Annotated in this window: 22 protein-coding genes and 2 pseudogenes; 9 read left to right on the top strand and 15 right to left on the bottom strand. The window is 64.7% G+C overall.

Features of this window, described 5'->3' with window-relative positions:
- Window positions 1-41: 41 nt before the first annotated feature.
- The 5 genes and pseudogenes from GFS60_RS37440 to GFS60_RS39805 form a co-directional block, all read right to left on the bottom strand.
- Complete coding sequence (locus GFS60_RS37440) at window positions 42-992, bottom strand: M56 family metallopeptidase (RefSeq protein WP_159929689.1); 951 nt, start codon at window positions 990-992, stop codon at window positions 42-44.
- Complete coding sequence (locus tag GFS60_RS37435) at window positions 989-1345, bottom strand: BlaI/MecI/CopY family transcriptional regulator (RefSeq protein ID WP_159929687.1); 357 nt, start codon at window positions 1343-1345, stop codon at window positions 989-991. Before GFS60_RS37435 ends, GFS60_RS37440 begins: the two co-directional genes overlap by 4 nt.
- A gap of 713 nt (window positions 1346-2058) precedes the next feature.
- Window positions 2059-2859, bottom strand: coding sequence for a F510_1955 family glycosylhydrolase (locus GFS60_RS40620; RefSeq protein ID WP_442972243.1), 801 nt, complete (start codon window positions 2857-2859; stop codon window positions 2059-2061).
- A gap of 348 nt (window positions 2860-3207) precedes the next feature.
- Window positions 3208-3864, bottom strand: coding sequence for a DUF305 domain-containing protein (locus GFS60_RS37425; protein ID WP_159929685.1), 657 nt, complete (start codon window positions 3862-3864; stop codon window positions 3208-3210).
- Window positions 3865-4037: 173 nt separating this feature from the next.
- Window positions 4038-4409: pseudogene (locus tag GFS60_RS39805) on the bottom strand (four-helix bundle copper-binding protein); the annotation flags it as partial.
- Between the two features lie 114 nt (window positions 4410-4523).
- Here GFS60_RS39805 and GFS60_RS37415 point away from each other — a divergent pair.
- Window positions 4524-4907 (top strand): ArsR/SmtB family transcription factor, encoded by a 384-nt coding sequence (locus GFS60_RS37415; protein ID WP_159929683.1) that lies wholly within the window; start codon window positions 4524-4526, stop codon window positions 4905-4907.
- Window positions 4908-4931: 24 nt separating this feature from the next.
- Here the strand turns inward: GFS60_RS37415 and GFS60_RS37410 are convergent, their stop codons facing one another.
- The 4 genes from GFS60_RS37410 to GFS60_RS37395 form a co-directional block, all read right to left on the bottom strand.
- A complete protein-coding gene (locus tag GFS60_RS37410; RefSeq protein WP_159929681.1) occupies window positions 4932-5258 on the bottom strand; it encodes a metal-sensitive transcriptional regulator in 327 nt (108 codons plus the stop codon).
- 291 nt (window positions 5259-5549) lie between these two features.
- Window positions 5550-7817, bottom strand: a complete 2268-nt coding sequence (locus GFS60_RS37405; protein ID WP_159929679.1) for a heavy metal translocating P-type ATPase — start codon at window positions 7815-7817, stop codon at window positions 5550-5552.
- Window positions 7818-7847: 30 nt separating this feature from the next.
- Window positions 7848-8030 (bottom strand): hypothetical protein, encoded by a 183-nt coding sequence (locus GFS60_RS37400; protein ID WP_159929677.1) that lies wholly within the window; start codon window positions 8028-8030, stop codon window positions 7848-7850.
- 31 nt (window positions 8031-8061) lie between these two features.
- A complete protein-coding gene (locus tag GFS60_RS37395) occupies window positions 8062-8268 on the bottom strand; it encodes a heavy-metal-associated domain-containing protein (protein ID WP_159929675.1) in 207 nt (68 codons plus the stop codon).
- A 338-nt stretch (window positions 8269-8606) separates the two neighbouring features.
- Here GFS60_RS37395 and GFS60_RS37390 point away from each other — a divergent pair, with 338 nt between their 5' ends.
- The 3 genes from GFS60_RS37390 to GFS60_RS37380 all read left to right on the top strand — a co-directional run bounded on the left by GFS60_RS37390 (window position 8607) and on the right by GFS60_RS37380 (window position 12745).
- Complete coding sequence (locus GFS60_RS37390) at window positions 8607-9041, top strand: hypothetical protein (protein WP_159929674.1); 435 nt, start codon at window positions 8607-8609, stop codon at window positions 9039-9041.
- A gap of 338 nt (window positions 9042-9379) precedes the next feature.
- Complete coding sequence (locus GFS60_RS37385; protein WP_159929964.1) at window positions 9380-11455, top strand: transglycosylase domain-containing protein; 2076 nt, start codon at window positions 9380-9382, stop codon at window positions 11453-11455.
- Window positions 11456-11617: 162 nt separating this feature from the next.
- Complete coding sequence (locus GFS60_RS37380; RefSeq protein WP_442972242.1) at window positions 11618-12745, top strand: HoxN/HupN/NixA family nickel/cobalt transporter; 1128 nt, start codon at window positions 11618-11620, stop codon at window positions 12743-12745.
- Between the two features lie 103 nt (window positions 12746-12848).
- Here GFS60_RS37380 and GFS60_RS37375 read toward each other — a convergent pair whose 3' ends face one another.
- Window positions 12849-13268 (bottom strand): helix-turn-helix domain-containing protein, encoded by a 420-nt coding sequence (locus GFS60_RS37375; protein WP_159929672.1) that lies wholly within the window; start codon window positions 13266-13268, stop codon window positions 12849-12851.
- Window positions 13269-13296: 28 nt separating this feature from the next.
- On the opposite strand from GFS60_RS37375, the gene GFS60_RS37370 reads away from it, so the two are divergent.
- Entirely contained in the window at window positions 13297-14076 is a 780-nt protein-coding gene (locus GFS60_RS37370) for a methyltransferase domain-containing protein (RefSeq protein ID WP_159929670.1), read from the top strand.
- A 203-nt stretch (window positions 14077-14279) separates the two neighbouring features.
- Here the strand turns inward: GFS60_RS37370 and GFS60_RS37365 are convergent, their stop codons facing one another.
- From GFS60_RS37365 to GFS60_RS37350, 5 genes and pseudogenes are all read right to left on the bottom strand, one after another.
- On the bottom strand, window positions 14280-15209 hold the full coding sequence (locus tag GFS60_RS37365) for a metal ABC transporter solute-binding protein, Zn/Mn family (protein ID WP_159929668.1): 930 nt from the start codon (window positions 15207-15209) through the stop codon (window positions 14280-14282).
- A gap of 167 nt (window positions 15210-15376) precedes the next feature.
- Window positions 15377-15594: pseudogene (locus GFS60_RS39800) on the bottom strand (iron ABC transporter substrate-binding protein); the annotation flags it as partial.
- A 205-nt stretch (window positions 15595-15799) separates the two neighbouring features.
- Entirely contained in the window at window positions 15800-16951 is a 1152-nt protein-coding gene (locus GFS60_RS37360) for an MFS transporter (RefSeq protein WP_159929960.1), read from the bottom strand.
- A gap of 14 nt (window positions 16952-16965) precedes the next feature.
- Window positions 16966-17562, bottom strand: coding sequence for a Chromate resistance protein ChrB (locus GFS60_RS37355; protein ID WP_159929666.1), 597 nt, complete (start codon window positions 17560-17562; stop codon window positions 16966-16968).
- A 305-nt stretch (window positions 17563-17867) separates the two neighbouring features.
- Window positions 17868-18446 carry a TetR/AcrR family transcriptional regulator gene (locus GFS60_RS37350; RefSeq protein ID WP_159929664.1) on the bottom strand — a complete coding sequence of 193 codons (579 nt, stop codon included), beginning with the start codon at window positions 18444-18446 and terminating at the stop codon, window positions 17868-17870.
- A 78-nt stretch (window positions 18447-18524) separates the two neighbouring features.
- Between GFS60_RS37350 and GFS60_RS37345 the strand changes: the two genes are divergently transcribed.
- The 4 genes from GFS60_RS37345 to GFS60_RS37330 all read left to right on the top strand — a co-directional run bounded on the left by GFS60_RS37345 (window position 18525) and on the right by GFS60_RS37330 (window position 20267).
- A complete protein-coding gene (locus GFS60_RS37345) occupies window positions 18525-18824 on the top strand; it encodes a hypothetical protein (RefSeq protein WP_159929662.1) in 300 nt (99 codons plus the stop codon).
- On the top strand, window positions 18821-19003 hold the full coding sequence (locus tag GFS60_RS37340) for a hypothetical protein (protein ID WP_159929660.1): 183 nt from the start codon (window positions 18821-18823) through the stop codon (window positions 19001-19003). The genes GFS60_RS37345 and GFS60_RS37340 overlap by 4 nt, the downstream gene beginning before the upstream one ends.
- A 104-nt stretch (window positions 19004-19107) precedes the next feature.
- Complete coding sequence (locus GFS60_RS37335; RefSeq protein ID WP_159929658.1) at window positions 19108-19458, top strand: hypothetical protein; 351 nt, start codon at window positions 19108-19110, stop codon at window positions 19456-19458.
- Window positions 19455-20267, top strand: coding sequence for an alpha/beta fold hydrolase (locus GFS60_RS37330; protein ID WP_159929656.1), 813 nt, complete (start codon window positions 19455-19457; stop codon window positions 20265-20267). The genes GFS60_RS37335 and GFS60_RS37330 overlap by 4 nt, the downstream gene beginning before the upstream one ends.
- Window positions 20268-20324 lie beyond the last annotated feature (57 nt).

The raw sequence follows: 20324 nt of genomic DNA, 5'->3' as shown, positions 1-20324 counted from the left end.
ACCCCATCGATGTTTCCGGGGTGCACAGCACGTAGGAACGACTACGCGACGGCAAGACAAGAAGTCAGTGCCATTACGCAGAGGAAGAGCACCCCTGGCAGAACTGGCAGTGCCATTGCGGTGACGTACGCGGCGAAGGATCGCCTTATCCCCGGCTGGTAATTGCGGTCGGTGGCCAACGCATGCAATCTGACTGCAGTGCAATCGGTGTCGGTCGCCATCGCCAGTGCGGGACTTGGAACCGCATGGGGCCGCAGGGTCCGCAACGCGTCGTGGACAGCACTCCGGCCATGGGTGCGTGCGGCACTTGCGTCGGCGGCGAGTTCAACCAGGGTACGGACCAATACAGGGGACGCCCGCATAATCGCCAACCACGGCAGTACCAGGGCCACGGATTCAGCCAATCTGACGAACAAATGGTGCCGACCGCGTAGATGTGCACGTTCGTGCGCCAACACTGCAGCGACAGACTCGCTGCGAAGGTGGGAGCGCAAACCCGTACTCGCCACGATGAGGGAGGGCCGTCCCGCGATGCTGTAGGCCAGAGGCTGTTCGAGGGGCACCCACAGCGTGTGGTCATGAACCTGGAGCGTGCCCTCGAGGATATGCACGATTCCCAGATGCTTGTCATGGGTATGGCGACGCTCGCGGGCCATCCTTAGCCAGGAAATGAGGATTCCGGCTGTCAGCGCTGTGATCGCAATTGCGGCAACGGCCCCGACAAGCGTTTCGACGCCATTCGAAGCGCCATCGTGGAGGGCGAGCCAGCATTGTTGAGCCAGGTGGAACACCGCGGATACCCCCCCATGATTCGGTAGCAGCAGTACCACAGCGGGGACGGTCAGGTTGACGAAGGTGCCGACTACGATCGCAGCCCAAGTCGCCAAAATCACTGTGGGGTTGACGAATCGACAGATCATCGTTGTGAGGATGCGAGGTGAAAGCATCGCGAGCAGGAGGCCGCCGAGCGTCCACAGCGTCGCCACGATCATCGCGCGGTTCGCTCTCGCAGCCCTCTGGCCAGGATTGCTGATTCTTGCTCGGAACTGCCTTTGGCGAAGTGCATCAGTACGCCGGCGGGGTCGCCGCTGGTGGCCAACAACTCACGCACCGCAGCTGCTGTGGCCTGCTCGCGGCTGCGAGTAGCACGATACGAAAATGCTCGGCCTTGCCGTTCGCGCTCGACCCATCCCTTGCGGTGCAGATTGTCCATCACCGTCTGGATCGTCGTGTATGCGGGTTCACGGCCAGTGAGGCCCTCGAGAACGTCGCGTACCCGTAGAGGCTCGTCGGAGCGCCAGAGCGCGTCCATGACGACCCCTTCGAGTTCACCCAGTCCATGCATCATTCCTCCCACTCATAGAAGATGGCCGCTGAGCTCAACTCTCCCGACCTGCACGCGCCCAGATTCGACGGTGGTCGCCTGCGCCCGCAGCCACGTGGACGGCGCCGGGCCGACTCTGTCTGTCCTTTGGCGGCGCCGTGGGGCCGATGGGCCGCTGCACAAACGTGTAGCCGCCACCGCTCGTACTGGACAGGCCGCGGCGTCGAGCTTGTTCAGTGTATGTTCCCTTCTTGTTGCGCGTGTGCGCTTACTACTAATTCCCATAGTAGTGAAGATTCCGTTCGTGTCCGCCAGCCAGGGTGTCGAATGAGGATCAATCCACGACTCGGACTGCCGCGCTGCCCGCTCGCAGTCATCATTCAATGTGATCGTGGTCAGCAGGATGGCGGAATCTTCCATTACCTCGAGTCGACGTGGCTCAGACGGCGGGACTATCAACCAGTCTCCGGTGACACCCACTCCCAGTGAGACCTGCAGAAATCAGTCGTACCCGTCCGGGCAGCAACGTAGAGGGTGAGTTCCTTCCCCGAGGGGCCTTGGTGCGCGGCCATCACATGGCCGTGTGTCGGGCGATGACGGTTTCCCGTAATACGCTCCCATAGACCGTCTCTGCTGCGACCGCCGGTTACCTTCTTGGCGTGTTCGAGTCGACGTCGCAATGAGCGAATATCTACGCAGCGTGTACCCGACTTTCGTCATCCTTCACGGAACGTTCAGCGCAGTGCGTAGAGAGATTGGTCAGTGGCAGCGTAGGCGTTGTCGTAGTCCGAGGCTGTCAACGCGTCGACGGGGCCGATGGAGGAAGGCATTTGCCAAGTACGACCTCCTCGGCTGCGCCAGGCGTTGCCGTCCACGTCTACGCCCCACAGGGCTCCGTCCGTGCCCGCTGACACCACAGAGAGCGGGGGAGCGGCGGGAACGACCGAGAACGTGCGGGCTGCGTCGGTGCTGAGTTGTAAACCGTTTGTTGTCACTGCCCATACTCCGGCATCGGTGATGGCCAGTGAGGCTGTGGGCAAAGACGCTCCTGCTGTCCAGCTGGTTCCACTATCGGTGGACACCAGCAAACCGGTGGTGCCGTCGAAGCCCACGATGATCCCGCCGTTAGAGGTCAAGACATGAAAGTCCACCTCTCCGATCAACGATTTCGTTGTCCAATTCTGCCCTCCGTCGGTGCTTACCATCAACCCCAACGGATTCGGAGCGTCACTCGAGCGCCCAGGATGCCCAGAAGACAGGACAGTGTTCGTTCCCGGAACCCCCGTCATCCCCATCAGGTCGTCATCGGTGTTACCGACACGCGACGTACTGCCCGAGGGTTCGTCGGCGAAGAGTCCGGTGTGTGTACCGGCCAGCACTGTCCCATCGGCATTGATGTGAAGCCCATGCAGATGGTTGATCTCGGGATTCAATTTCACGCTGGGGCCGTTCGAGTTGGCTGCTTGGGGACGCTCCTCGAATGGCGACGAGCATCCGGCAAGGACCAGGGATACAAGGGTGAGTACGGGGACCATAGTCCGACGGCGTCCTATATTGCTCATCGAGCAAAGTTCCCGTTTTCTCCAGAGATGCAGAAGCCCTCAAAGCGTTTCAAGGACATACACAAGTTGTAGGCCACCGAAGATCCTGTCGGCAGAAGGTGCGCGTGGAATGCGGTTTCGACGTGAGGGATGGATTCAGGCCGTCGGTTCGACAAGTGGGTGAGGCCAGCGTGGTCGACAGCCTAGGGGCCTGACGCTGTGTCCAATGAGGGGCCCATGCACATCGGATCGCAAGTGATGGAGCCAGAGCACTCCCACCGCCTCCCGATCCACGGATGCGGGGAAGGCGCTGAGAGTTGATCCGGTGAGTAGCGCTCGGTGTTACAGCGAGGACAGCAGCTCCTCCATGGTGGTGATCTCCTTCTGCTGGGTGTCAATGATGTTCTGCGCCATTTGAACTGCGGCTGGGTACTGGCCGGTGTCAACCTCGGTCTGCGCCATCGCGATCGCTCCGCGGTGATGTTCGATCATCTGCGTCAGGAACAGTCGGGCTGCGTCGACGCCCTGAGCATTGGCGAGTGCCTGCATATCTTCCGGCGACATCATCCCTTCCATGCCGGGCATACTCATGCCGCTGCTCATCGGGGTCGACATGCCGGGCATGTCCATGCCGCTGCTCATCGGCGTGGAGGAAGCTGATTGGCCCCATTCGGCGAGCCAAGCGTTGAGTTGCTCGATCTCCGGAGTCTGTGCCGCCTTTATTTGTTCGGCCAGAGCAGTGACGCGTGGATCGATGCCTTCCTTCGCAAGGAGTGTGTCGCTCATCTCGATAGCCTGCGTGTGGTGCGGAATCATTCCCTGAGCAAAGGCCACATCCGCATCATTGTGCTCACCGGTGCCCGCCTCGGCGGAAGCCGATGTCATGGTGGCGCTTGCTGCAGTGGTGTCGGTTGCTTGATCTGTGTCCGAGCTTCCACAGGCGGTCAAGGCGAGCAGCGCGGCAGCAGATGCGGCACTGATAGCGAGAGATTTCTTCATCGAGAGGTTCCTGTTCTTACGTCGGTGAGCGGTCAACGGTCCATACAAAAGAGCCCTGGCGATGATCGCCAACTGCCACGGCTGCGGGGCGAGCGGGAAAGACCTTGCCGGTGCGTTGTCGCGTTTCGGTGCGGCGATGGGGCTAATCTAGCGCTGCGAACACCTCGCGGCATCTCGCATCGCTGACACGCACCGGCACAGACCCTGCAGTGTTCGTGCATCGATGCATGCGCTGCGCACTCATCTCCGCACGACTTGCACGCTGCGGCACATGCTTCGAGGACAATGCAGGACAGATTCGCGTCGTAGTTGGTGTGGCGTAAGAGCACCTGGCCGGTGGTCTCGCAGATGTCGGCGCAGTTGAGGTCGGTGTGAATGCAGGTGGTCAGGTCCGTCACGGACACCTCACTCAGGCACGCGTCGGCGCACGCCGTGCAGGCCTGCGCGCACTCGACGCACGATTCGATGCAGGCCACCAGCTTTGCTTTGTCGATCTGGCCGAGATCCTCGGGATAGGTGTCGAGCATGGATGCGGTCGTGCTCATGGTTCTTCCCTTTCCGTGGAGAAACACGCCTACGGCTGCTGCCTCCAGACGACGACTCAGGGCGAGCCTATACCCGTAAAATCGTACGGGTAAACCGCCAGCAAGGATGGGTGCATGGGCCAAGTCGTAGCGCAACCTGTCGATCCGGAGCGGGTGGCGCACGCGCGCGAGCGGCTGCTCAGCCGCGACGACGCCGCCCGGTTGAGCAGCATTCTGAGCCTGCTCGCCGACCCCACCCGGACCCGGGTGATCTACGCCCTCGACCTGGCCGAGGAACTGTGTGTCGGGGACATCGCCCTGACTCTCGACCTCGGCGAGGATGCCGTCGGCTATGCCCTGCGGATTCTGCGGACCGCCGGCATGGTCACCCGCCGCAAAGAGGGCCGCACCGTCTATTACCGTCTCGCGGACGGCTTCCCGGAACCGCTGCGGGCGCATTGCCTGCGCCGTCTGATCGAGATCTCGGACGGCAGCGACGCCGCGGACGACGACGACTGACACCGGGCATGCCGGTGTCGGTGCTCAGGAACGGACGAGGCGGGCGATCGCGTCGGTGGCCTCTTTGATCTTCGCCTCCGCCTCGGGACCGCCGGCGACGGCGGCGTCGACCACGCAGTGGCTGATGTGGTCCTCGAGCAGCCCCATCGCGACGGCCTGCAAGGCCTTGGTCATCGCCGAGACCTGGGTGAGGATGTCGATGCAGTACTTGTCCTCCTCGACCATCCGCTGCAGTCCGCGGGCCTGGCCCTCGATGCGCTTGAGGCGCTTGAGGTAGGCGTCCTTTTCGGTGATGTAGCCATGCGAGGAGTGGTCGCCGTCAATCTTCTCCTTGGGAATTGCGCTTGTCATGTAGTCCTCCTGAATATGGCGTTCATCTCCTGCACGCAAGTTTATGCCCCTCTGGGGTATGCGCGAGTTTCGACGGGTTGTCGACGGCTCGTCCGACGGCCGCCGCGGCGCACATCACCGCGCATTTCACCGCCGCCCGGGTCGCGGGATGCCGGGTGATCCGCACCAAAGTTGTTGCCACCGAGGACATGGCCGGTCTCCTTCCGGGACTGCATAGGGTAAAAGAGTGTGGGGTGGGCGGCGCCTGCACGCCCCGCCCACCCACCTCCTGGGTGCCTTTTCTGCCCGCGGTTATCCGGTGAGGGACCGGAACCGGCGCAGCCGCAGGCTGTTGCTGACCACGAACACCGAGGAGAACGCCATCGCCGCTCCGGCGAGCATCGGGTTGAGCAGCCCGGCGGCGGCCAGGGGCAGGGCGGCCACGTTGTAGGCGAAGGCCCAGAACAGGTTGCCCTTGATCGTGCCCAGCGTCTTGCGGGCCAACCGGATCGCGTCCGCGGCGGCGCGCAGATCACCGCGGACCAGCGTCAGATCACTCGCTTCGATCGCGACGTCGGTGCCGGTGCCCATGGCCAGGCCGAGGTCGGCTTGAGCCAGGGCGGCGGCGTCGTTGACACCATCGCCGACCATCGCGACGACCTTGCCCTGATCCTGGAGCCGCTTGACGACGTCCACCTTGTCCGCGGGCAGCACCTCGGCGATCACCTCGTCGATGCCGACCTGGTCGGCGATCGCCCGGGCAGCGGCCGCGTTGTCGCCGGTGAGCATGATCGGGGTCAGACCGAGCTCGCGGAGCTGTGTGATCGCCTCGGCCGAGGTGGCCTTGACCGCGTCGGCGACGACGAGCACGGCGCGGGCCCGCCCGTCCCAGCCGACCGCGACGGCGGTCTTGCCCTCGGATTCGGCCGCCGCCATGGCGGCTTCGAGACCGGCGGGCAGGTGTTGCGCCCAGTCGGCGAGCAACCGGGCCCGTCCGACGACCACGGCGTGGTCGTCGACCATGCCCTGCACCCCCAGGCCTTCAACGTTGGCGAACTGTGCCACCGCAGGCAGGGTGCCGACCTTGTCCCGTGCGCCCTTGGCGATGGCCTGGGCGATGGGGTGCTCGGAGGAGTCCTCGAGCGCCCCGGCCAGGGCCAGCACCTGCCCGGTGTCTTCCCCGTCGGCGGTGACCACGTCGAGCAGGGTCATCTTGCCGGTGGTGACGGTGCCGGTCTTGTCGAGCACCACGGTGTCGACGCGGCGGGTCGATTCGAGGACCTCGGGCCCCTTGATCAGGATGCCGAGCTGGGCGCCGCGGCCGGTGCCGACCATCAGTGCGGTCGGGGTGGCCAGGCCGAGGGCGCAGGGGCAGGCGATGATCAGCACCGCGACGGCGGCGGTGAATGCGGCCGCGATGCCGCCGCCGGTGCCGATCCAGAAGCCGAGGGTCGCGACGGAGAGGGCGATCACGATCGGGACGAAGACGCCGGAGATCTTGTCGGCCAGACGTTGGGCCTGGGCCTTGCCGGTCTGCGCGTCTTCGACGAGTTTCGCCATCTGCGCGAGCTGGGTGTCCGAGCCGATTCGGGTGGCGCGGACCACGATTCGTCCGCCGACGTTGACGGTGGCGCCGACGACCTGGTCGTCGGGTCCGACCTCGACGGGCACGGATTCGCCGGTCAGCATCGACGCATCGACCGCGGAGGAGCCTTCGGTGACGACACCGTCGGTGGCGATCTTCTCCCCGGGGCGGACGATGAACTCGTCCCCGACGGCCAGTTGATCGGTGGGGATGCGCTGTTCGACACCGTCGCGCAGGACGGAGACGTCTTTGGCGCCGAGTTCGAGCAGGGCCCGCAGGGCGGCCCCGGCGCGTCGCTTGGAGCGGGCTTCGAAGTAGCGGCCGGCGAGGATGAAGGTGGTCACTCCCGCGGCGGCCTCGAGGTAGATGTTTCCGGCGCCGTCGCTGCGGGAGATGGTCAGCTCGAACGGGTGCGTCATGCCCGTCATTCCGGCGGTGCCCCAGAACAGGGCGTACAGCGACCAGCCGAGGGCGGCGAGGGTGCCCATGGAGATGAGGGTGTCCATGGTCGAGGTGCCGTGCCGCAGGTTGGTGAAGGCGGCCTTGTGGAACGGCCATGCCCCCCACACCACCACCGGTGCGGCGAGGGTGAGTGAGAGCCACTGCCAGTTGGGGAACTGCAGGGCCGGAATCATGGCCATCGCGATCACCGGCACAGACAGCACCAGCGACACGAGCAGGCGCTGGCGCAGCGAGGCGGTCGGATCCGGCTCACCGGTCGGGCCGGCATCCTCGGTGCCGGTGGAGGCGGCAGCCGGGGTGGGGACCTTGGCGGTGTAGCCGGCCTGCTCGACGGTGGCCACGAGATCGCCGGTGGACACATCACCGACGTAGTTGACGCGTGCCTTTTCGGTGGCGTAGTTCACCGTCGCGGTGACGCCGTCGATCTTGTTGAGCTTCTTCTCGATCCGGTTCGCGCAGGATGCGCAGGTCATGCCACCAATTTCGAGTTCGACCTGGCCGTTCGCGGTCGGGTGTTGCGTGACGGGATTCATCGTGTCCTCCTTTCCGGGTGTGGTGGTACGTCAGTGTCCGTGCCCGGCGGGCATCGGCTGGGGCGCGGTGCCAGATTCGGATCCGACGTTATGTGTTTGGGTGGCTGTCGGTGCACTGCCCGCGGGGCCGACGAGCGCCCCGACACCGAGCGTGACGGCGAAGACTGCGACGAGGCCGACGATGAATCCGAGGAACTTGTGGGATGCCTTCATGGGGGATGAACTCCCTGTAGGAGGTGGCCGACTACTCGGCCAGCTGGTAGCCGGCTTCTTCGACGGCATTCTGGATGGCGCTTCGCTCGAGGGGTTCGCTGCTGTCGATGGTGACCAGCCCGCTGGCGAGGTCGACGTCTACGGCCGTGACGCTGTCGATGTTGCCGATCTCATCGCGGACCGAGGAGACGCAGTGGCCGCAGGTCATGCCGGTGACGGTGACGGTGGAGGTGCTCATGGAATTCCTTCTTTGCTTCGGCTACTGATGTGAGGTCCTTGTGACCCACATGCAGGTTTACCATACCCCCCTACAGTATTCAAGCGAAGTGGAGCGACACACGTGGATCCAGGCTTAGACGGCCACCTTGATGTGTCTCGCCAATTGATGAAAGCGACCACTCGCTACGACCACACCCAAAGCGCACATGCTGTTCATGACTGCTTGCGCAGGCCGTATCGGCTTTTCGTCCTGCCGTTTAGCAGTGCGGCACGGGAGTGAAGTACCGGGGAGGGGTTTTCAATGATATGGGCCGGAAGATGCGCCAGCCACCCGATGTGCGGTGTTACCTTTGGGAAGTGAGTGGTGTTCGCGCGTCCTTGCCGTGGCGTCATCTGGTGCTCGGCATCACGGTTCTGGCTGCAATTGCAGGAATGCTGCTGACCCTGCAGGTGGGACATTCCGCCACCCCGTCAGCCGCGGATGCCCACTCCGCGATCCCGGTCCTCATTCACGACACGGCAGCCGCGGACAAGAGTGACGTCGCCGACGGGTCGTCAGCCTCCGACGAGAAGCGCCGGCACTTGCCGGCGGGTGCCCTCCCTCTCCAGGTGTGCCTGGCGGTGCTCGCCGGGGCACTGGGTTTGTTGCTGAAGTGCGGTGCGAAGAGGCCGCCGTCGCGCCGTGACGGCAATAGTCGGCCGCGGTATCGGACCCGGACGGGAACCGGGATATCGACATCGGTGGGGCCGCTGATGCCCGTATTGAGCAGCACGTGTGTGTTGAGGGTGTGACAGGTCGACACTGACCCGGTCGCAACGTCGCCCTCGCTGTGAATCCTGATCACTCCGGCGGTGAGCTCACATCGGGAGAAACTTGTGTGCTTCTGCCTCGATCCTGATTCGGCTGTACCCAAGTAAGAGAACGCACCGCACCCGAGCCGCAGCACAGCTCCAGTGTGTGGCGATGCCCTCGGTACGAGCTTTACCACTCAAGTCTGCTGCCCTAGTTGGGCAAGTAGGCACATCGCCCATCCGAACAGGCGCTTCCACCGCTTTCCAACTGCCCACCTGCACTTGGTATCTGCCAGGGCCACTTCGAGTGAGGTTGTAACGTGTCTATTTCCAACACTGTGCTGAAACTTGCAGGATGCTCACTCTTCGGGGGTGTTCTACTCGCCGGGGTGATGTTCCCCGTGGCTGGCGGATTCGGCTACCTATCCAACCGTGCGGCGGACACTGTCGACAACACGGCTGCCGAACTTGTCGAGGGCATCGTGCCTGCCGTGACGACTATGACCGATGTTGCGGGCAACCCGATTGCATGGTTGTACGAACAGCGACGGTTCGAGGTCCCCAGCGACCAGATTTCGAACGAGATGAAGCTGGCAATCGTCTCGATCGAAGACAAACGGTTCGCCGAGCACCAGGGCGTGGACTGGCAGGGCACGATGCGAGCATTCCTCACGAACACCACCAGCGGGCAAGTCGAACAAGGCGCCTCGACGATCAACCAGCAGTACGTGAAGAACTATTTGCTGCACGTAGTCGCCAAGACGGATGCCGAACGCCGCGCCGCGATCGAAACCACACCGGCCCGTAAGGTCCGTGAGATCCGGATGGCACTGTCCCTCGACAAGCAGCTGACGAAGGACGAGATTCTCACCCGCTATCTGAACCTGGTGCCATTCGGCAACGGCGCCTTCGGCATTCAGGACGCAGCACGTACCTACTTCGACATCGACGCGAAAGACCTGAACTTGGCTCAATCGGCGATGCTCGCCGGAATGGTGCAGTCCAGCTCGGCCCTCAACCCATACACCAACCCTGAGGGAGTCCTCGCACGCAGAAACGTCGTGCTCGACACGTTGATCACGAACATCCCGGAGCGTGCCGACGAGATCCGAGCAACGAAGCAGACCCCGCTCGCAATTCTCCCGGAGCCAAACGGGTTGCCCCGCGGATGTATCGCTGCCGGTGACCGCGGATTCTTCTGCGACTACGCCCTGCGATACCTCGAGAACGCCGGCCTACCCAGAGAACAACTCGACAAGGGCGGCTACCTGATCAAGACAACCCTGGACCCGACAGTGCAGAACCCGGTGAAGTCGGCGGTCGTTTCCTACGCCGACCCCAAACTGAAGGACGTTGCGAGCGTAATGAATGTCGTCCAGCCAGGACAGGATCAGCACCGCATTCTCGCAATGGCAAGCAGCCGCAACTACGGCCTCGACGTCGATGCCGCTGAGACCGTACAGCCTCAGCCGTACTCCCTCGCCGGTCACGGCGCCGGATCGATCTTCAAGATCTTCACCACCGCCGCCGCCATGGAAAAGGGACTCGGCATCAACGCCATTCTCGACGTACCCGGCCGGTACAACGCCAGAGGAATGGGCGACGGCGGGGCCCCCGGCTGCCCTCCCGCCACGTACTGCGTACAGAACGCGGCCCCCTACCCGGCATCTCTATCGGTGACAGATGCGCTTGCACAATCACCGAACACCGCCTTCGTCAAACTGATCGAAGCAACCGGCGTTACCCCAACCGTCGACATGGCGGTGCGTCTGGGGATGCGTTCCTACACCCAGCCGAACACCTCAGGATTCGGCGACCCGAGCATGGCCGACATGCAAAAAGACCAGAACCTGGGTTCCTTCACGCTGGGACCGAACTGGATCAACCCGCTCGAGCTATCCAACGTGGCCGCCACGCTGGCATCACACGGCCGGTGGTGCCCACCGACTCCGATCGACTCGATCGTCGACCGGCAGGGAAATCCTGTGTCCATCACGCAACAGGCGTGCGAACAGGTCGTGGAGCCCGGCCTCGCGGACACCCTGGCCAATGCGCTGAGCAAGGACGACAAACCTGGCGGAACCGCGGCTGCCGCCGCGAACAGCGCGGGCTGGACGTTGCCCATGTCGGGGAAGACGGGAACCACCGAGTCGAACATGTCTTCCGGCTTCGTCGGCTTCACCAACAACCTAGCAGGCAGCGTCTACGTCTTCGGCGACTCGCCGACCCCCCGCGAGATCTGCACCAGTCCACTGCGCTCGTGCGCAGACGGCAACCTGTTCGGCGGCACCGAACCAGCGCGAACCTGGTTCAAGGCAATGATGCCGATCGCGAACAACTTCGGGCCCACGCAACTACCGCCGATCGACCCGAAATACGTCAGCGGATTCCCGGCGATTCCCGCACCGCGGTAGGTGGTCGAACCATGACTTCGAAGGTGGGTTCGTTGATCTCCGCGACCGGGCACGGGGGCAGGTGTGCGCTGTTTTTGTGCCAACACCTGTATATCTGAACAGGTGAGCAGGTATACGATCGATTCGGCATGATTTCCGGTGTTCGAGCATTGCGAGGCCCCCATGTCGGAGACAGCCCGGCCGGCCCGGATGATGCCGATCAGGATGTGGCGTCAGCTCGATCACGGACAGCGCCGCAGCACCCTCGGGATGGCGCTCACCGTTGCCGTGCTCAACCTGATCGGCTGGGGAGTGCTGATGGTGTTCGTGGTCCCCGGCCACTACACGGTCCAGGGCAGCGTCTTCGGAATCGGGTTGGGCGTCACCGCCTACACACTCGGGATGCGCCACGCATTCGACGCCGATCACATTGCGGCCATCGACAACACCACCCGAAAACTCCTCACCGACGGCAAAAAGCCGATGTCCGTGGGCTTTTGGTTCTCCCTCGGGCACTCGAGCGTCGTGTTCGTCCTGGTTGCCCTGCTGTCACTGGGTATCCGGCAACTCGCCACCAGCCTGTCGAATGACCACTCCGATCTGCAACGGTGGACGGGCCTGTTCGGCACCACAGTTTCAGGTATGTTCTTGCTGCTCATCGGCCTGCTCAACCTAATGTCCCTGATCGGCATCTACCGCGTCCTCCAACAATGCAAACGCGGCTCCTTCAACGAGGCACAGCTCGAACGAGAACTCGACAACCGCGGCGCCATGAACAAGGTCCTGGGGCCGGTCGTGAAGATGGTGCGCAAGCCCTGGCACATGTATCCCGTGGGCGCGCTGTTCGGGTTGGGTTTCGACACTGTCACCGAGGTCGGACTGCTGGTTATTGCCGGCGGAGCCGCAGCCACCTCGCTGCCCTGGTACGCGGTCCTCGTTTTGCCTGTCCTTTTCTGTGCGGGCATGTCACTGTTCGACTCCGTCGACGGCTGGTTCATGAACTTCGCCTATGGTTGGGCCTTCACCCGACCCGTCCGCAAGATCTACTACAACCTCGTAGTCACCGGACTGTCGGTGGCCATCGCGTTACTGATCGGGACGCAGGAAATCATCTCGATCGTCACCGACAAGCTCGGCATCACCGACGGGATCCTGGGAACGATCGGCAGCCTCGACCTGGGCGCGATGGGATTCATCATCGTGGCACTGTTCGTCCTCACCTGGCTCGTCTCGATCCTGGTGTGGACGTTCGGCGGCGTCCGGGACCGCTGGGAATCTGAGTTGATCGCATCGACTCCGTCCGTCGAATAGCGTCACGGTCGCCTGCCCCGCCTGACTCACGCCCCATCACAGCGGGCTCGACGATGCACGAATCACTCCGCCGGTCGGCCAGTGAACCGGCACGCTCCTGACGTCACAACGGCGCAAGCGCGCCGATTCGGGCTTCGATCGCCGCGTGAAAGTGCGGACAGGACGCGATGTCGTCGTGATCGCAGTCGAGCGCACAGTCGATCAGGGCGAGCGAGGCCTGCGCGCGGGCGATCCGCACCGCCAGGGCATCGCGGTGTCGCCCGAGAATGGCTTTCCGGCGGACCGGGTCGTCGGTGTCGAACATCTCCCGGATGTCGTCGAGACCGAAACCGGCCTCCTTCGCGCGCAAGATCATCGCCACCGCGTACACATCCGGCTTCTCGTACCGGCGGCGCGCCCCGCCTTCTCTCGACGGGTGCAGCAATCCCACCGCTTCCCAGTGGCGCAGGACATGGGTGGCGATCCCGAACCGCTCGGCGACCTCACCGATGCTCCAGGAGCAGCTGTCGTCGCTTGACCTCATGTCAACATGAAGTCGCATCCTGGCTGTCATGTCAACCACCAACACTTCCACCGACACCGACACCGACACCGACACCGGGGCGCTCGTCGCGCTCCTCGACCTCATCGACAACTACCCCGGCGCCGTGGCGCTGCGGGCTCGATCGATCGAACTACTGGCCGCCCCACCCGGACCGGTGATTGTCGACGTGGGCTGCGGCGCCGGCCGCGCCGTCGCCGAGCTTACCGAGCAGGGCTGGGACGCGCTGGGGATCGACCTGGACGAGCAGATGATCACCATCGCCCGCCGGCGGCGGCCTGACGGCCGGTTCGAGAAAGCCGACGCGGCCGAGCTCCCGCTCGCCGACCACTCGGTGCACGGATACCGGGCCGAGAAAGTCTTTCACGACCTCGCCGACCCCACCGCGGCGCTCACCGAGGCGCACCGGGTCCTGACCCCCGGAGGATGCATCGTCCTGCTCGGGCAGGACTGGGACGGATTCTTCATCGATTCCGACCATCCCGCACTCACCCGAACCATCGTCCACGCACGCGCCGACACCGTCGCCGCACCGCGGGCGGCCCGCCGCTACCGCAACCTCCTCCTCGGCACCGGCTTCACCGACGTCCAGGTCGAAGTCCACACCGGTGTGTTCACCGACCAGACCCTGCTGCCGATGCTCACCGGCATCGCCCACGCCGCCGCCGCGGCCGGCGCCATCACCCCCGGCCAGGCCGCGGCATGGATCGGCGATCAGGCCCGCCGCGGGCAGACGGGCCGGGGTTTCGTGGCGATCCCGCTCTTCGTGGCCCACGCCGACAGACGCTGACAGTGTTGAGGTGCTGGAGCGCTTCCTGCTGAACCCTGACACGGCTTCACGTTCGCCGGCCGCCAGGACCACTTCGAGTTCGACGGCCCGAAACGCGTTCGACGGCCCGAAACGCAATGGTGGGGGCGATGAAGAGAACCCTGTGCGACATCACGGCCGCAGAGCTGGCTTTGGCGGCTCGAGCAAACTGAGCTGCATCAGATCTATTGCAGCGCCGCGGCCAACGCTTTCGCGGTGTTGGTCTGCCACTGAATGTAGTCGAGTCCCTCGGGCAGGGTTTCGTTCACCTCTACGACAGGGATCCCGGCCGCCTCGGCCGTCGCCCGCACGTCCCGCGTGACGTCATCGTCGGTCTGCACGTTGTAGACCAGTGCCCGAACCTGTTTGTCGGTGAATAGTTGGCGGGTGGCTGCGATGTCGGCGGCTGCAGGGTCGTTGCCGTTCTCGACGGCGCTGGTGAACCCTTCCGGAGTGACGTCCCTCACGGAGGACTCTTCCAGAAGGTAGTGGGCGATCGGTTCGGTTTGCGCGACGGGCGCACCCCCTTGCGTGGCGGCAATGCCGTCCGTCACGGCCGTGATCTGCTCGAGCCGACCGGAGAAGGTGTCGGCGTTCGCCTGGTACGTGGCGGCGTTGTCTGGATCGAGTTCGCCCAACTCGTCTGCGATTGCCTGCGCCGTGGCATTGACGGTGCCGACGTCGTACCAGACGTGCTCGTTTGCCTCACCCTGATCACGCACCTGCGATTCGCCTTCGAGGAGGTCGAAGGCGTTGACGGTACGTTGATCGCTGTTTCCGCCATTGCTGCTGAGGACATCCTCGACGAACGGGTCGTAGCCCCCGCCGTTGTAGACGACGAGGGATGCATCGGAGACCTTCGCCGCGTCGGACGGGCTGGTCTCGAACGAGTGCGGGTCCGATGACGGCTCCGTGATGATCGAGGTGACCTCGACCTTGTCGCCGGCGACCGCCTGAGCAACGCTGCCCCACACATTGGTGGATGCGACAACTGTCAACGGGCCAGCTGCCGTGTCGGTCGCATTATCGGAACCACATGCGGTGAGGGTCAGCACCGCCGTGAGGGACAAACCCACGGCCGCGGCGGGGAGGCGGAATGTTCGGGACACACGCAAGGAAACTCCTTAGGACAGGCGTCAACATGAAACACACATTGAGAATCATTACCATTAAACCCTCCCCGTGAGTAGAGTCTGGACGTGGGACTTTGTAGGCGTACACCGTCGCGGGCTGCGATCCCCGTCCATTTGCCGCTCGACGGCCGGTACTACGTCCCGGTCTACAAGACCCCCTGGCCGGACTTACCGGTGACGAACTTCAGGAACTGCTGGGCCGCGTTCTGCTTCGTGCTGGACTTCAGGACCGCCATCCGAGGCCCTGGCGAACGCTCCCGGATCCTCGTTTTGAAATAGTGCAGGGCGACGTGGGCTGATCGCCGAACCAGTAGTAGTGATAGATCACGCCCGGATTCATGTCCTTCATGACCGTGCTGTTGCCCTGCCGCTGCCGGTGCGCACTTCGACCTCGATCCCCGTCTCGGCCCCGCGAAGGCGTCGGCCCACTCCTGAGTGAGCGACTCGTGCTGGGCGTTGTACACCGCGATCTGGGTACACCGTGATCTGGTTGGCGTCGGTTGAGCCGTCGCGGCCCGCACACCACTGATCCTTGCCTGAAGTGCGGGCGCGAAGAGGGACGGCAGGAAGACTCAGTCGAGGACGGGGTCGACTTTTCGGCCTCCGCTGCGGCGCGTCAACACCACCGGGGATGCCGCGATCAGCACGGCTAGGACCGCATAGCCGACGGCGAGAGTGGCGGCCGCGGCTGCGCCGGCGACCAGCAAGGGCCCGCCCGCGTCGCCGAGTTCGCCGCCGAGTTCGGCAGCGCCCATCGTCTGCCCCATGCGCTCCTCGGGTGTCGATGTGGCCAGGGCCGCGAAGGCCAGCGGTGTGATCAGCCCAGTGCCAATCCCGATTCCGATTCCGGCCAGCAGCACCCCGGCCAGGCCCGGGAGCATCGCGCAACCCAGACCGGCGCCGGTGATGAAAAGGCCGGTGGTGATACCCGTGCCTGTCGAGACGCGGCCCGCATCCAACGCCCGTCCGGCGCGCGGCTGCACCAAGGCAGCGCACGCCGCGAGAACCGAAACCGCGGCTCCGGTCACGACCGGGCCGAGGCCGGCGTCCGCCCCGGAAACCGGAAGGAAACCCACACCCACAGATAGGGCGGCAGTTGCCGCGGCCAGAGCTGCGGTCGGCCGCAGGAACGCCCCCTCCGACAGGCGTCGGGCCAAATCCACGACGGTCTGCCGGGCCCGCGGCAGTGGCCGAACCGACGGGACCACACACCCCACCCATACAGCGACCGCGCACGCCAGGACCGCCATGAGCGCGAACAACAGTGGCAGCCCTCCCAGCCAGACGACGGCACCACCGAGTAGTGGGCCCAGCGTGTAACCGATGCTCTTATAGAACCCATAACTTCCGAACGCCTTGCCCTGCTTCGATTTCGGGTTCATCCGTGCGACCAGCGCGCTAGCGGCAGGCGAAAACGCGGACGCCCCCGCGCCCTGCCCGAGACGGGCCAGCCACAGCCAGCCCGGATCATCGACCACCACGAATGCGGCGGAAGCGAGCGCGAACGCTACCAGCCCACCGATCAACACCGGACGAGCGCCCACCCGGTCCGCGATGGAACCGAAGACCGGTTTGAGCACCACCTCCGCGCCGTCATACAGGGCCAGCAACAAACCCAGATACAGAAGAGAACTGCGCAGATCTCCGGTTTCAGCCCCCAGATTCGCGGCAATACCGTGCGCACCGAACGCCGTAGTGAAACCCGCCGCATATAGCGGCCACATCCGCCACGGCGACATCACTGCGGGAACACCGGCGGGGACAGTAGGCCGTCCGCCGACTCTTCGGGCGCGTGCAGGGCGGCGAAGACCCGCTCGGTGTAGTCCTCGAAACGCTGTGTGCAGTACAGCAATCGCTGCGTGGCCTCGGTAGCATTCGGCGTGCCGAACACGTCGCGGGCCTTCAGATCTCGATGCCACCGACGCAGGCGCTCAAGGCTCTGCTCTTCCTCCTCGAGCTCGGCCAGCGTGAACTTGGCGGTGCGGATCTCCTTGTCCAGCTCCGCCTCGTACTTGCCGCAGTCGGCTATGAGCTCGGACCAGTCGTCCTGCCGGGCGGCGGTGAACATTGCCTCGAAGCGGGCGGCGTCGGCGGGGCTGGAGCCCACGGCCTGCAAGGAAATCGCCTCTCCGTCTGACTTTTCGGTTAGCTCCAGCGCTCGATGGACTCCAGTCGCAAAAACCGGCAGGTCCGGCACGGCCCACACGCCCTGCCCCAGTGACAACGCTCCGATCCGGCGTAACTCCCGCCATACCGCCACTCGGTGCCGGGATGGCTCCGATGGCAGCTTCAGCAGCAACACGATCCAGCGCGCCAGTGGCGCATCATCAGTCACACGTAGAAATGTAGCAGGCGTTACACACCAGGAAACGGCTGCGTCAGACAACGGATGTACGCCCCTGAAGACTCGAACGAATCGGGGATTGGCGAAGACTGACGCCCCGGCAGCTGCCACGGCAGCAGACCGAGGCTGGATAGCGATCAGATTCGCCGGCCAGCACACAATTGGCGGCGTCGTGGCTATACCCGATTGCCTAAAGTCGACCGCCGATGACGGCGAAGCAGTCCACACAACCCCTGCCGGGCGGTCACCATCAGCAGGTGGGCCGGACATTTCCGGCCCTTGCGGTGGTGCTCGTGTCAGCGCCCGAGGCGCAACCCATCCAAGGTGACCTGCACGAGCCGCTGGACAGCGGCCACGGAAGGGAGACCGGCGGCCGCGGTGAGCGCGTGAAGACAGTACCTCGCAAGCTCATTGGAGGCGATATCGTCTCTGATCTCGCCGTGCCGCGCTCCCTCGGTGAGCAAGTCGCTGATGAATTCGGTGAGCTGCTGCTGCGCCCGCACCAGGTGCTCGCCTCGATGCAGAAGCGCCGCGAGTTCGGTGTCGCGGTGTCCGTGGGATTCGTGGGTGATGAGCGCGAACGCCTCGAGGACAGCTTCGAGCCGCTGGTCGGCGGCCCCGGCCCGGTCTCGGGCTTCGACGAGATAGCCGAGGTGGGCCGTGATCTGACGCTCGTGCCAGGCGAAGAGCAGCGTCTCGACGTCGGGGAAGTACTTGTACAGCGTCGCCCGGCCGATACCGGTCTTTTCGGCGATCTGCGACATCGTGACCGACAGCAGCCCGCGCTCGGTGACCAGCGCCGCGGTGGCATCGAGGATCGCATCGCGCACCTCACGGCGGTGCGACTCGATCGTCTCGTTCCACAGCCTCGGCATCAGTCGATGATACATTTCGCCCGATATAGAGACAGCATGGCTACTACCATAGACACAATGTCTTGTAAACTCCGTGTTATGAGCGAACGAGGCATTGAACTGATGACGACGGCGAGCCGGCAGCTCGACGAGATGGCCGACGTGGTCGCCAGTCTGAGCGGCCGGATCTGCGCAAGCCGTGTCCCGACGACAGTGCCGGAGACACCATCGGCGCGCTCGCTGTACACATGGCCGAGGGCTATCACTTCCTGGGCCGGTTCCTGCAGGCCGCCGGGTATGGCCCGGGCGGACGGCCGCCGGGAAATGGTCGTGGGCACGCCCATGGCCACGAGCGTGCCCAGCCGCCCGCCGCTGCGTCGGAGGTTCTGGATCGGGTGAGCGCTGGCAAGGCCCCGATCGGCCTGCTGGCGGACCTGACCGATGAGCAGCTCGCCAGTGTGCCGGGGACAGGGAGTATCCGGTTCTCGGACGGCCGCCGGACATTGGAGCAGGTGATCGAGGCAGTCATCGCCCACCAGGCGACCCACCTGAACATGCTGAGACGGGCAGTCTCATGACGAATCCGCCGTTCGTCGCGTCATCTGCGGGGCAGGACGGCGAATCGAGTTCACCGCGTCGACCACGACCCGTCGATGATCACGCCGCGACGAAGGACACGCCCATGACCGACCCGCACCCCGACCCCGACTCACACGATGACCCCGGCGTCGGGGACGGGCACGGATCCACGACGCGCGGCCGCCCGCGGGTGATCGTGTTCGGGATCATCCTCGTCAAACTCGGCATCATCGCCCTCATCCTGCTCCTGCCCGGCTGGCTGGGAATCTCACTCGCGGTCGGCCACGGCGCCGTCCTGGTGGTATTACTCGTGGCCGCGGCGGTGACCCTGTCGGTGCCCGGGCTGCGCGGCCGGTTGCTGGGCCCGACCCGGTCGCGGCGGCCGCCTCGCGCGCACGGAATCGGCCCCGCGTTGCGGTCGGCCATAGTGCCCCGGAACAAGCGCCACAAATGAGTACCCTCGACGTTCCCGGCGCCCGGCTCTACTACGAGACCCACGGCAGCGGGCCCCTCCTTCTGATGATCCCTGGAGCGGGCGGCAACGCCGACGGATTCAGAATGGTGACCGACCACCTGACAGCGCAGTACACCGTGCTCATCTACGACCGCCGCGGCTTCTCCCGGAGTCGGCTCGACGGGCCACAGGACTACGGTCGACGCCTCGCGACCGACGCCGATGATGTCCGGCGCTTGATCGAGCGGGTCAGCGTCGAACCCGCGATCGTCCTCGGCGCCAGCTCAGGAGCGATTGTGGCCCTCGAACTCCTCACCCGCCACCCGACTGTGGTGGACGCGCTCGTTCCCTTCGAACCGCCGGCCGTGCGGCAACTGCCCGAGGGACAGAAGTGGGTGGACTTCTTCTCCCGCCTGTACGACCTCTACCGCACATCCGACATCGAGCCGGCACTCGTGGAATTTCGCGAACAGACCTTCGCGGAGTCCGACCGGCTGGCGATGGCCCGCGCCCCCAAGAACCCGGCCAACGCGACCTACTGGTTCGATCACGAGCTGCGCCAGTATCCCGCCGTCGACCTCGACCTGGACGTGCTCGCGGCGCACGCCGATCGGATCGTCCCGGCGGTCGGGCGGGAATCGCGTGGATATCCGTGCTACGAGGTGAACATGGAACTGGGAAGGAAAGTCGGTCGGGACGTGATCGAACTACCCGGTGGGCACATCGGTTTCGTCACCCACCCCGAAGAATTCGCACTCGAGCTAGTGCAGGCTCTTGCACGGTACGATCAGGGGCGCCCCTCGCCCTGACGTCCCGCGGCGACACGCCCGCTCGCCGTCAACCCATCGTCGGACCCATGAAGCAGG

Source organism: Rhodococcus sp. WAY2, assembly GCF_009859915.1.
GTDB lineage: Bacteria > Actinomycetota > Actinomycetes > Mycobacteriales > Mycobacteriaceae > Rhodococcus_F > Rhodococcus_F oxybenzonivorans.
Note: the sequence above shows the minus strand (reverse complement) of the source record. Positions and strands in the feature narration are given on the sequence as shown.